Origin of the sequence: Promicromonospora sp. NPDC050880, assembly GCF_044456525.1 — a bacterium.
Classification (GTDB): domain Bacteria; phylum Actinomycetota; class Actinomycetes; order Actinomycetales; family Cellulomonadaceae; genus Promicromonospora.
In genome coordinates, this window is the sequence record NZ_JBITFV010000002.1 from 236366 (window position 1) to 248881 (window position 12516).

9 protein-coding genes are annotated in these 12516 nt (G+C 73.9%); 2 read left to right on the plus strand and 7 right to left on the minus strand.

The features are described from left to right. Nucleotides 1-60: 60 nt before the first annotated feature. On the minus strand, nucleotides 61-1890 hold the full coding sequence (gene leuA / locus ACIBBF_RS04970; RefSeq protein WP_397411111.1) for a 2-isopropylmalate synthase: 1830 nt from the start codon (nucleotides 1888-1890) through the stop codon (nucleotides 61-63). Between the two features lie 251 nt (nucleotides 1891-2141). After that, nucleotides 2142-4316, minus strand: coding sequence for a hypothetical protein (locus ACIBBF_RS04975; RefSeq protein WP_397411113.1), 2175 nt, complete (start codon nucleotides 4314-4316; stop codon nucleotides 2142-2144). A gap of 217 nt (nucleotides 4317-4533) precedes the next feature. Here ACIBBF_RS04975 and ACIBBF_RS04980 point away from each other — a divergent pair, with 217 nt between their 5' ends. Continuing rightward, nucleotides 4534-5301, plus strand: coding sequence for a 4'-phosphopantetheinyl transferase family protein (locus ACIBBF_RS04980; RefSeq protein WP_397411114.1), 768 nt, complete (start codon nucleotides 4534-4536; stop codon nucleotides 5299-5301). Nucleotides 5302-5319: 18 nt separating this feature from the next. Here the strand turns inward: ACIBBF_RS04980 and ACIBBF_RS04985 are convergent, their stop codons facing one another. Next, nucleotides 5320-6885 carry an alpha/beta hydrolase family protein gene (locus ACIBBF_RS04985; protein ID WP_397411116.1) on the minus strand — a complete coding sequence of 522 codons (1566 nt, stop codon included), beginning with the start codon at nucleotides 6883-6885 and terminating at the stop codon, nucleotides 5320-5322. A 51-nt stretch (nucleotides 6886-6936) separates the two neighbouring features. After that, complete coding sequence (locus ACIBBF_RS04990; protein WP_397411118.1) at nucleotides 6937-7542, minus strand: PadR family transcriptional regulator; 606 nt, start codon at nucleotides 7540-7542, stop codon at nucleotides 6937-6939. A gap of 72 nt (nucleotides 7543-7614) precedes the next feature. Here ACIBBF_RS04990 and ACIBBF_RS04995 point away from each other — a divergent pair, with 72 nt between their 5' ends. Continuing rightward, entirely contained in the window at nucleotides 7615-8817 is a 1203-nt protein-coding gene (locus ACIBBF_RS04995) for an FAD-dependent oxidoreductase (RefSeq protein WP_397411120.1), read from the plus strand. On the opposite strand, the gene ACIBBF_RS05000 is transcribed toward ACIBBF_RS04995, so the two are convergent. From ACIBBF_RS05000 to ACIBBF_RS05010, 3 genes are all read right to left on the minus strand, one after another. Beyond that, nucleotides 8766-9569 (minus strand): crotonase/enoyl-CoA hydratase family protein, encoded by an 804-nt coding sequence (locus ACIBBF_RS05000; RefSeq protein WP_397411122.1) that lies wholly within the window; start codon nucleotides 9567-9569, stop codon nucleotides 8766-8768. The genes ACIBBF_RS04995 and ACIBBF_RS05000 overlap by 52 nt on opposite strands. After that, the gene (locus ACIBBF_RS05005; protein WP_397411124.1) at nucleotides 9566-11092 is read right to left on the minus strand and encodes a class I adenylate-forming enzyme family protein; all 1527 of its coding nucleotides are present in this window, start codon (nucleotides 11090-11092) and stop codon (nucleotides 9566-9568) included. Before ACIBBF_RS05005 ends, ACIBBF_RS05000 begins: the two co-directional genes overlap by 4 nt. Before the next feature lie 102 nt (nucleotides 11093-11194). Further along, nucleotides 11195-12469 (minus strand): cytochrome P450, encoded by a 1275-nt coding sequence (locus tag ACIBBF_RS05010; protein ID WP_397411126.1) that lies wholly within the window; start codon nucleotides 12467-12469, stop codon nucleotides 11195-11197. Nucleotides 12470-12516: the final 47 nt, after the last annotated feature.

A 12516-nucleotide genomic window follows, 5' to 3' on the forward strand; every position in this document is an offset into this window, starting at 1 on the left:
GGATATTCGCCCTTCTGACGCGCGAAAGAGGGCGAATATCCAGCACTCAACAGTTTCGGGTCAGGAGGGCGTGCGTTCCGCGCGGTTGACCGCCGAGACGATGGCCTTCAGCGACGACAGCGTGATCGACGGGTCGATGCCCACGCCCCACAGGACGTCGTCGCCCACCGCGCACTCGACGTACGCCGCCGCGCTGGCGTCGCCGCCCTCGGACAGGGCGTGCTCCGTGTAGTCCAGCACCCGTACGTCCACGCCCACCTGCGCGATCGCGTTGACGAAGGCGTCGATGGGGCCGTTGCCCGAACCGGTCAGGGTCAGCTCCTGGCCACGGTCGGTCACGTCCACCTCGAGGGTGTCCTGCTCGCCCTCGGCCGACACGGCACGGGTGCCGCGCAGCGTGAGCCGCCCCCAGTGCTCCAGGCCCGACTCCGCACCGTCCTCGACCGGCAGGTACTCGTCGGTGAAGATGCGCCAGATGTCCTCGCCGGTCACCTCGGTGCCCTGCTCGTCGGTCACCTTCTGCACGGCGTGCGAGAACTCGATCTGCAGGCGCCGCGGCAGGTCCAGGTTGTGCTCGCTCTTGAGCAGGTAGGACACACCGCCCTTGCCGGACTGCGAGTTCACGCGGATCACGGCCTCGTAGGACCGCCCCACGTCGCGCGGGTCGATCGGCAGGTACGGCACGCCCCAGTCCAGGTCGTCGACACCGACGCCGGCGGCCTCGGCGCGCCCCGCCATGTGCTCGAAGCCCTTCTTGATGGCGTCCTGGTGCGAGCCCGAGAACGCCGTGAAGACGAGGTCGCCCACGTAGGGGTGCCGCTCGTGGACCGGCATCTGGTTGCAGTGCTCGACCGTGCGGCGGACGCCGTCGATGTCACTGAAGTCGATCTGCGGGTCGATGCCCTGCGAGAACAGGTTCATGCCCAGCGTCACCAGGTCGACGTTGCCGGTGCGCTCACCGTTGCCGAACAGGCAGCCCTCGATGCGGTCCGCGCCGGCCAGGTAGCCCAGCTCGGCCGCCGCCACGGCCGTGCCCCGGTCGTTGTGCGGGTGCAGCGACAGGATCACGTTCTCGCGGTGGGCGAGGTGCCGGCTCATCCACTCGATGGAGTCCGCGTACACGTTGGGCGTGGCCATCTCGACGGTCGCGGGCAGGTTGATGATGACCTTGCGCTCCGGCGTCGGCTCGAAGACCTCGATGACCTCGTTGCAGATGCGGACGGCGAACTCCAGCTCCGTGCCCGTGTAGGACTCCGGGGAGTACTCGTAGTAGATCCGCGTGCCGGGGACGGTCTCCTCCAGCTTGCGGCACAGCTTGGCGCCGTCGAGCGCGATGTCCACGATGCCGTCCTGGTCGGAGCGGAAGACGACCTCCCGCTGCAGCACCGACGTCGAGTTGTACAGGTGCACGATCGCCTGCTTGGCGCCGGCGATGGCCTCGTAGGTGCGCTCGATCAGGTGGGCGCGCGACTGGGTCAGCACCTGGATCACCACGTCGTCGGGGATCCGGTTCTCGTCGATGAGCTTGCGCACGAAGTCGTAGTCGGTCTGGCTCGCGGACGGGAAGCCGACCTCGATCTCCTTGTAGCCCATCTGCACCAGCAGCTCGAACATGCGCAGCTTGCGCTCCGCGTCCATCGGCTCGATGAGGGCCTGGTTGCCGTCCCGCAGGTCGACGGCGCACCAGCGCGGCGCCTTCTCGATGCGCTTGGCGGGCCAGGTGCGGTCCGGGAGGTCGACGCGGATCTGCTCGTGGAACGGGCGGTACTTCTGGATCGGCATGCCCGACGTCTGCTGCGGGTTGTCCTCGATGATCCCGCCTGCGGTGCCGTGCACCGCGGTCTCGTGAACTCCGCCGGGGGTGGTGGCGGTGATGCTGTTCTCCATCATGTGTCCTTCGCTCGGTGAGGTTGGCCGGCACACCAAGCCTCCGCGACGAGGGACCGGCCTGTCTAGGCCTCGTCGCGGCAGCGAAGGAGAAGGATCACCGTGAGACGCACGCCGTCACTCTACCCCCGTCGGCCGCCGTCCCCGCCACCCGGCCCACGATCCGGACCCACGCCCCACGACGCCGCCGAGACCTGGTCGTACGCCACCGGGTCTCGGCGGCGCCACCAGGTCTCGGCGGGCTCGGGGCGGAGTCAGCGGCGGGTGCGCAGGGCCGCGTCGACCTGCGGGTCGCCCAGGGCGCCCAGCCAGTCCAGCAGTGCCGGGTAGGTCGACGGGTTGGCCGCGACCTGCGGGCGCAGGTGCGGTGCCTCCTGCACGATCTTCGCCAGGTCCGCGAGCGGCGTCGCCGGGTCGAGCGCCACCGCGGCGGTCCACCGGCCCCCCACCGGCGGCATGACGGCGGTGTGCCCGGCCCGCGCACCCTGGTCCGCCTCGGTCCGCTGCGGCTGGCCGACGGACACCGGGCGCGTCACGTGCTCCTGCCCGTCGTCGCCGGCGGTCACGGCCTGCTGGCCCGTCATCGGGCGGATCCGCGCCGTCTGCTGACCGGAGGCCACGCGCTGGACGCGCGCCCCGGGCTGCGCCGCGGCCGGCTGACCGGACGCCTCGCCCGGGCGCACCGGCGGCAGGGTCGCGGTCTCGCCCACCGAGGCCGCGGGAGCACCCGCCGCCGGGAGGTCCTCGACGGTGCGCATCGCACTGAGGGGCACCTCGCCCGACGCCGGTGCGGCGTCGGCCTCGGCGGTGCCCGGAGCGGCGGCGGCCTGCGCGCCGGCCGCCTGGGCGGGCGGCGTGGCGCGCTGGGCCGCGGCGGCACCGGCGACGGTGCGCACGGCACCGGTCGAGGTGACCCGGCGCGGCTCGGCCGGCCGGCGCAGCTCGGGGGCGGACCGCACGGGCTCCTCCGGCAGCGTGGCCGGCGGCGCCTTGTCGCCCTTGGGCTGCTGCGGCGCCCACACGTACGCCTGGCTGCGGTCGACGTCCGCCGCCCCACCGATGCCGACCGTCTGGAAGTGCTCGCGCACCGCCTTCGGCACCATCAGGGCCGACGCCGCGACGATCGGCAGGCCGAGCGCCATGAGCAGGTCACCGAGGTTCACGCCCAGGCTCGCCCCGGACGTCGCGATGACGACCACGAGCCCGAGCACGCCCGCCACGCAGGCCGCGCCGACGGCCGGCACGTGACCCGTGCCGGGGTCGCGGCTCAGGGACCGGCGCGCGAACCACGCGATGGCCGCCACGACCACGCCGAGCACCAGGCGCACGACCAGCGTCACGCCGGCGCCCGACCCGATGAAGCCGGGGTCGATGAGCTGCACCAGCGCCGCGAGGGCACTGCACGCCGCGAGCAGCACGATGACGTCGAACGCGCGGATCGCCACCCGCACCCAGACGCCGGCGGCCCGCTCGGTGCTGAGGTCCTCCTCGGCCTCCGGGTCGCGGCGCACGGCGGGCGTACCCGCGATGGCGGCGGCGAGCGGCAGGAGCACGAGGCCGAACCGGCTCGGGTCCGTGACGCCGGGGCGCATGGACTCCAGGCCGGTCAGCGCGTCGCCCGAGGTGAACACGAACAGCAGCGCGAGCACGAACCCGGCGGCCACCAGCACCAGCCGGGAGGGACGGTCGTGCCGCACGGTGCCGCCCACCAGGAGCCAGGCGAGGCCCAGCACCAGGACCAGCCAGACGGGTGCCAGCAGGCGGTCACCCAGGGTGGCACCGTCGGCCAGCTCGGCGAACAGGGTCGACGCGACGGCGCCCACGGCGATCAGCACGCCGACACCCGCCAGGCCGAACCGCCAGCCGCGCAGCACCGCGCCGTCCTGCTCGACCGGGCCGAGCTCGCTGTCGCGCGGTGTGGCCGCGAGCGCCGCACCGGCCAGCGCGAGGCCCAGCCCGGTGCCGACGCCGGTGCCGGAGCTGACGTCGAAGACGAGGTGCAGCAGGCCGATCACCGCCAGCGGGAGCCCGGCGAGCAGGCGGGCCCGTCGGGTCGAGTGCACGGTCCAGGTCACGGGCAGCACGGCGAGGCGGGCCAGGTAGGGCAGGCTCAGCGAGGCGAGGGACAGCGCGACGGCGAGCACCACCTCGACACGGTCGGCGGACCGGTCCTCGAGGTTCCACGGCAGCGCGAGCGACACGAGCAGGGCGATCGCGGCGATGGCGTCGCGCACGTAGTCGGCCACGGCGATGTTGTCGAAGGCGCCGGCACCGGCGGGGCTCGCGTCGGGCGATTCCTCGACGCCGGCCTCGGGCGAGAGCACCGCGACGTGCTCGTGGCCGAGACGTTCGGTCGGTGCCCCGTTCGCGTCGGGTGCGGCGTCCGCCGAAGTTCTCTCGTCACGCTCGGAGGCGTGCTGGTCCATCATCCGTTCACTCCTCGATAACGCCGCTGGTCGAGACTGGGGAGGTGTGGCTGGCGGCGCGGGGTCCCCGATGTTTGTACCCGCTGGGTGCAGGCCCTGTCAGGCCGAACCGCGGCGAGTCCGGTCACACCTGCATTTCTGCGCACGTCCCTCACATTCACCCGTGCGCAGGACGTCACCGTCGGCGGCAGCCGATACGTCGAGGTCACAGGAGAACGCAGTGGACCCTTCTGCCGTACCGGCACCCCGCACCTGCGACGTCTGGCTGGTCCCGGTCCGACGTCGTGAGGCCTGGACGCGCCTGCTGACCGTACCGGATCGGGAGCACCTCGTGGGCCTGGACGAGCAGGCTGTGGACGTGCACCTGACGTCGCGGGCCGCCCAGCGGCTGATCCTGGCGCGGTATCTCCGGGTGCCGCCCGACGAGATCGTCGTGGACCGGGTCTGCGAACGCTGCGGTGACCCGCAGCACGGCCGCCCCTCCGTACCCGGCGCGAGCCTGGAGTACTCGGTCTCGCACACGCGGTCGTGGGTGCTGGTGGCGGTCGTGGGCGACGGCCGGGTGGGCGCGGACCTGGACGCCCGCCCGGCGGACCACGACCTGGAGGACCTGGCAGCCGCCGCCCTGACGCCGGCGGAGCGCCGTGCGTGGCGCCGGCTGCCGGCGCGGGAGCGCGCGGACGCGCTCCTGGCGTCGTGGACGCGCAAGGAGGCGACGGCCAAGCTGACGGGCCACGGGCTGGCGATCCCGCTGCGCGACCTGGACGTGTCCGGCCCGCGCCCGACGCTGCTGACCAGCGACCCGTCGGCGCGGCTGCCCTACCCGCGCCCCTACCTGACGCACGTGCCCGCCCCGTCGGGGCACAGCGCGGCGCTGGCGACGACGACGCACGTGGACCAGGTGCGTCAGCTCCGGCTCCCGGATGCGCTGCCGGAGGTCGTGGCGCACCGCCTCCACGGTGCCGCCGCGGCGCCGGCTCGCTCCTGAGCCCCGTGAGCAGGAGGGTCAGATGCCGAGCTGGTAGACGCCCCAGTAGGCCAGGGTGACCAGGAGCGCGGCCGCTCCGAGCACGGTGAGCCAGAACCCGGTGCGGACGACGACGGCTCCGCCGCGCGGGGTCTCGTGGACCGAGAGGCGGCCCGGCGCGTCGGCCGCCACCGCGGTGACCAGCCGGCCCCGCAGGTCCCGGAGCCGGTTGACCAGGAGCGCCGCCGCGACCACCGTCGCGATGCCGAGCAGGCGCACGCCGATCCATCCGCCCTGGACCACCGGCGCGTCCTTCTCGTAGTCGAGGGCGAGCCGGGCCACGGCGGCGAGGTAGGCGACCAGGCCGACGGTGGTGGCCGCGGCGCCGGCGCCGAGCCCCGTCAGCGGCTCGCGCAGGCCGGCGGCGAGGCGTGCACCCGGGCGACCCGGGCGACGTCGGGCGGCGCGGCCCGCGAGGGCGGCCCCGCCCAGGAGCAGAGGGCCGACCACGAGCAGCCCACCGGCGGTGACCACCACCCCGACGAGCCAGTCGCCGTCGCCGTACCAGTGGGGCTGCGGCACGGCGGACGCGAGGTAGAGCTGCTCGGGCTGGGCGCCGGCGACCTGCGGCGGCGCGGACGCCGTCCCCGGCAGGCCGAGCACCCAGTCCGCGAGGTCGGCCGCGAAGTCCGGGTGCAGCACCAGGCCGTCGGGCGTCTCGACGTTGATGCCGTGGTTGGCGTGCGCGTAGAACCGCACGGTCACGTCGGGGGCGTCGGCCATGAGCTCCCGGGCGCCCTGCTCGAACGGCATCGAGGCGTCCTTGGTGCCGTACACGGCGAGGATCGGGTCCTCCTGCTCCGTGAGCCACGGTCGCACGTCGAAGTCCGCGTACTCGAACCCGCCGCCCGGCAGCCGCATGCCGACGGCGCGCGGGATGGCGCGGAACACGCCGGCCGGCACGTCGGTGTTGCGCAGGTAGTTGTCGACGGCGTAGGCGGCCTGCTGCCGGGGCGGCACCACGGGCGCGGACACGAGGATCTGGAACGCGAGCCGGGGGTCGTCGACCATCATCACCGGCGACACCCAGGCCCCCTCCGACTCGGCGTACAGCCCCACGCGGTCGGGGTCGACGCCGGGCACGTCGCGCAGGTAGGCCACCGACCGCGCGTAGTCGCGGGCCATGGCCTCGTAGTCGCGGTGCCGCGTCGTGTAGGTGTCGAGCCGCTTGTCGGGCACCAGCGTCGTGATCCCCGCGCTGGCCAGCGCGGTCGCGGCCAGCGTGAACGCGTCGGCGGCCTTGCCGGTGCCCGCGCCGTGCACGAACACGATGCCCGGGCGCCCGTCCGGCGCCCCGACGGGTTCGCGCAGCAGCCCGCCCACCTCGATCCCGGGGGCGAGCGCGACGACGACGGGCGACTCCCGCACCTCGTAGTCCCCCGGCTCACCGGCGTCGGCCGAGGCGCCACCGATCGCCGTCGACGTCGTGGCGGGCTGCAGGTGCTCCGTCACGGGCTGCGGCTCCCAGGCGGGGCCCGCGACGGCACCGGTCACGGCGAGCACGACGAGGAACGCGGCGGAGGTGGCGACGGTCCGGAAGAACACCTTCGGATGTTACGCCCGGCGGGCCGGTGGCTCGATCCGGCGGGCCGGCCGTCACTCCGGCGGGCGGGAGGCCAGCATCTCCTCGGTGTCCCAGGTCAGGGCGCCGGAGCGCAGGTCGTCGACCACGCCGCTCACCCACGTCAGCTCGGCCCGCGTGACCGCGACGAGGTGCTCGTGCTCCAGCAGCAGCACGCGGGGCAGACCCCACTCGCGGCTCGTCCGCTCCTCGCGCTCCGCGACGTCCAGCGTGGCCGCCAGCGCCTCGGCCCGCTCGGCGAGCCGGTCGGCCACCAGGTCCGGGCCGGTGATCGCCACGACCGCCAGCACCGCCCGGAACTCGGGGAACTCCCGCGCGGGGGTGGCGAGGGCGGCGTCCATCCAGCGGTTCAGGGCGGCGCGGCCGTCGTCGGTCAGGGCGTAGACGATGCGGGCCGGGCCCGTGTCGGCGACCAGCTTCTCGCGCACCTCGATGAGGCCGTCCCGCAGCAGCCGCTCGATCGCCTGGTAGACGCTGTTGCTGCGGGCCACGTTGACCACGTCGTCCTTGCGCCGCGTCTTGATCAGGCGCTGCATGCGGTAGGCGTGCATGGGTTCCTCGGCGAGCAGCGCCAGCAGCACCATCGCGAGCGGCGAACGCGGCCGCGAGTCCTGTGTCACGGCGCCCAGCCTAGGCGGGATCGCACGACAGGCATCTTGCCATTTTATGGTTACCCATTTTATGGTTTCCACATGAGAGCACTCGTCATCGGAGCGGGCATCACCGGGCCCGTGACCGCCATGGCCCTGCAGAAGGCAGGCATCGACGCGACGATCCACGAGGCGTACGAGCGCACGGCGGACGGCGTCGGCGCCTATCTCAACCTCGCCACCAACGGCCTGGCCGCCCTGCGCCTGCTCGGCATCGACCACCGGGACCTCGGCGGCTTCGACACCCCCGCGCTGGAGCTGCGCAACGCCTCGGGCCGGCGTCTGGCCCACCTCGCGATGAGCCGGGACGACGCCGCCGGCACGGTCAGCCAGACCGTCCGCCGGTCGGATCTCTACGTCCGGCTCCGGGACGAGGCCGTGCGGCGCGGCATCCCGGTCGAGTACGGCAGGCGCCTGGTCGACGCCGTACCGCACCGGGGCGCCGTGCTCGCCACGTTCGCGGACGGCGGCACGGCCGAGGGCGACCTGCTCGTCGGCGCCGACGGCCTGCACTCCCGCACCCGCGCCATCCTGGACCCGCACTGCCCGCCGCCGCGCTACACCGGGCTCCTGAACACGGGCGGCTATGCCTCCGGCGTCTCGGTGGACACGCCGGTGGGGCTGTTCACCATGATCTTCGGGCGGCGGGCGTTCTTCGCCTACGCGAACCGGGGCCCGGGCGACGTGTGGTGGTTCGCGAACGTCCCCCGCGCCCGCGCGGCGAGCGACGACGAGCTCGCGGCGTACACCCCGGACCGCTGGCGCGCCGAGCTGGAGCGCCTGTTCGCCGACGACGCCGGGCCGGCGCTGGAGATCATCGCCGCGACGCCGGAGATCATCGCGCCCTGGAACACCCTGGACCTGCCCACGGTGCCCGTCTGGCACCGCGGCCCGATCGGGCTGGTGGGCGACGCGGCGCACGGCATCTCACCGACGTCCGGCCAGGGCGCCTCGCTCGCGATCGAGGACGGCGTGCTGCTGGCCCGTCTCCTGCGCGACCACGGCGACCCGGTGGCGGCGTTCGCCGCGTTCGAGGCGGCCCGCCGGCGACGGGTCGAGAAGCTGATCGCCCAGGCGAAGCGCACGTCCAACCAGAAGATCCCGAACCCGCTGACCCGGCTGCTCCGCGACCGCCTGATCCTCCCGCTGGTCAGCCGCGCAGCAGCTCGCACCACCCACGACTGGCTGACGGACTACCGCATCTCCTGGGACCCCCCGGCGGGCTCCCACCCCGCCCGCCGCTGAGTGCCGTGGCGGCCCGAGCCGGCGGCGAAGGCCGCCGCGCCCGCGTACGCGTCCGCCGCCAGGGAGCGGGCGCCATGGGTCCACTCCTGGGCCAGCGCGTCCGGCTCGGCCAGGCCCCACTGGTCCAGCACCGACGCACGGTCCTCGCGCAGGCAGGTCTGCGGGAACGCCGCCAGGGACTCCGCCAGCTCCACGGCCGCCGCCAGCGCCTGGCCTGCGGGCACCACCCGGTTGGCCAGGCCGATCCGCAGCGCCTCGTCGGCCTCGACCGCACGGCCGGTCAGGATCATGTCCATCGCGTGCGACTGCCCGACCAGCCGCGGCAGCCGCACGGTGCCGCCGTCGATCAGGGGCACGCCCCAGCGACGGCAGAAGACGCCGAAGACGGCGGTCTCGTCGGCGACGCGCAGGTCCGCCCAGGCGGCGAGCTCCAGCCCGCCCGCCACGGCGTGCCCGGACACGGCGGCGATCACCGGCTTGCTCAGCCGCAGCCGGGTGGGTCCCATCGGGCCGTCACCGTCCGGGGCCGCCCGGTTGCCGTCCGGCGTGCCCAGCGCCTTGAGGTCCGCGCCGGAGCAGAACGTGCCGCCCGTGCCGTACAGCACGGCGGCGGTGGCGGCGGCGTCGGCGTCGAAGGCGCGGAACGCGTCGGCGAGGGCGGCCGCCGTGGGGCCGTCGACGGCGTTGCGCCGCTCGGGGCGGTCGATGCCGATCAGGGTGACGCTGCCCTCGCGGGTGACCAGGACGCTCATCGGCGGCCCTCCCACAGCGGCTCGCGCAGCGCGCGCCGCAGCACCTTGCCCACGGGCGAGAGCGGCACCGCGTCGACGGTCCGCACCGACTTGGGCACCTTGTAGCCCGCCAGCCGTTCCCGCACGGCGGCCTGGAGCGCAGCCTCGTCGACGGTCGCGCCGGGCGCGGGCACGACGAACGCGGTGACGGCCTCGACCCACGTGTCGTCGGGCGCGCCGACCACGACGGCCTGCGCCACGGACGGCTGGGCCAGCAGCACGTCCTCGACCTCGCGCGGGTAGACGTTGTAGCCGCCGGTGATGATCATGTCGCTGCGCCGGTCCACGAGGTACAGGTAGCCGCGCTCGTCGACGCGGGCCATGTCCCGGGTGCGCAGCCAGCCGTCGCCGGCGAACATCTCCGCGTTCAGCTCGGGGGCCGCGTGGTAGCCGGCCATGGTGAACGGGGCACGCACCCGGATCTCGCCGACGTCGCCCGGGGCCACGGGGACGCCGTCGTCGTCGGTCACCAGGATCTGGGCGTCCAGGGCGGGCTGACCGCAGGAACCGAGCAGCGAGGCGTCGCCGTGGTCCGTCGCGTCGAGCACCGTGAGGCACAGGGGCGCCTCGGTCTGGCCGTAGTACTGCGCGAACCGCGGGCCCCAGACGTCCATGGCCTCCTCGATCACCGGGCGCGGCATGGGGCTGGCGCCGTAGATCGCGGTGCGCAGCGAGGAGACGTCGGCGCGCCGGGCGACGCCGCTGCCGAGCAGCATGCCGATCATCGTGGGCACCAGGTTGATCTCCGTGGCGCGGTACCGGGCGACGGCGTCGACGTAGCCCTGCGGGTCGAAGCCGGGCAGCACCACCGACTCGCCGCCGCGCAGCCAGTAGGGCAGCACGAAGGTGCCGCTGGCGTGGATCAGGCTCGCGGCGTGCAGCATCACCGAGTCGCGGGCGGGGCTGACCAGGTTGGTGAGGATGTTGGCGACGATCGCGGCGTAGCTGGCCTGGGTGTGCTCGACGGCCTTGAGCGTGCCCGTGGTGCCCGAGGTGTACAGCAGCAGGATCGGGTCCTGGGGGTGCGCCGGCAGGTTCGGGTCGGTGGTGGCGACCTCGTTCATCGCGACCAGCAGGTCCGCCCCGCCGACGGCGCCGGGCGCGCCCAGACCGAGCGTGGCGACGTCGTGCGCCGCGGCGAGCTCGCCGGCCCGCTCGACCAGGGCGGCGTCGTGCACCAGGAGCCGGACGCCGGTCTCGTCGAGCATGCGACCCTGCTCCGCCGCCGAGAGCCGGGCGTTCAGGGGCACGCGGGTGACGCCCGCCTTGAGGCAGGCGAAGTCCGTCGCGATGGACCACAGCCCGTTGCCCATCAGCAGCGCGACGCGCGACCCGGGCTCGGCGCCGTGGGCGTGCAGCACGCGCGCCATGGCGTTCGCCGCCTCGTCGACCTGCGTGTACGTGAGCGACTGGTCACCGAAGCGGACGGCGGTGCGCGGCCCGAACCGGGCGGCCCCGCGGCGGACCAGGTCGACGGTGAGCATGTTCTTCCTCCACGACAGATGTCCAGTTAGTACGTTTCGTGACCGTACTACCCGGTCCGCGCCAGGTGGAAGGGTGCGCCGACCATGTCACATCGCCGCAGGTCAGACCTCGTAGATCTCCGTACCCGACGAGCGTGCCCGCCGGTACCGCACCGGCAGCGCCTGCGGGTGCCGCACCCACGGCGACGGCACCCAGGCGAGCTCGTGGTCCTCGACCGCGAGCTCCAGGTCCAGCTCCGTGAGCAGCCGGTTGATCGCCACGCGGGCCACGATCCGGGCCTGCCGGGACGCCGGGCACCGGTGCGGGCCGACGCCCCAGGCAAGGTGTGCCCGGTTGCCGACCTCGTCCCACATGTCGCCCGTGTGCACCAGGGGGTCCTGGTTCGCCGCGGCCACGGCCATGATCAGGGCGTCGCCCTTGCGGATCAGCTTCCCGTCCAGCTCCAGGTCCTGCATGGCGTACCGGGGCAGCGGCGGGTTCGCGGCGGGGGCCTCGCGCCAGAGCACCTCGTCCAGGGCGTCGTCGAGGGCGATGCGCCCGCCGGTCCAGCGCGCGGCGAACCGCTGGTCGGTGAGCAGCAGCCGCAGGGTCAGGGCGATCCAGGCGGTGAGGAACTCGCTCGCCGCGATGAGCGGCACCGACATCGAGTCGGCCACCTCGCGGTCGTCGTGGAAGCTCTTGTGCTGCACGAACGCGGCGGTCAGGTCGGCGCCACCCGACGCGCGCCGCTCCAGCACATGGGCCATGAGGTTGCGCCCCATCCGGTCGCGCGCCTGCGCCGCCTCGCTCGTGTGGTCCATGATGTGCGCCGAGTCGGCCATCATCTGGTCGGCGGTCTCGGGGTCGAACCCGAACAGCGCCGTGACGGCCAGGAAGCCGACCTTCTTGGACCAGTCCTTGACGAGATCGGCCTCGCCGCTGTCTCCCAGGGCCTCGACCAGCCGCATGCTGACCTCCTCGACCTCGGCCACCACCGTCTTCTCGGGCAGCGCGGCCAGCCCGTCGTCCAGCGGCTCGCGCAGGCGGCGCCGCTTCTCGCCGTCGTGGTGGTAGGACGAGCTGCGCGGCTCGCGCGGCGAGATGCCCAGGAGGGCCGAGCGCTCGGACAGCAGGCCGTCGTAGTGCCAACGCCAGTTGCGCGGGTCGCGGGAGAACTGCGCCTCGTTGCGGGCGATGTCGCAGATCTCGGCGTGGCCCATCACGAGCCACGCCGGGACGCCCGGCTCCATGTCGACGGGCGCCACGACACCCCATCTCGCCCGGAGCACGTTGTAGATCTCCTGCGAGTCGGCACCACCCGTCGTCGCCGACAGGGGGGTGAGCCCGCTGAGGCTCGTGAGCTCGACGGGCGCCGTCCGGGCGGCCACTCTGTCCATGTGTGCTATCTCAGCACAGTGTCCGTATTGCCCGTAATCGTGGCTGC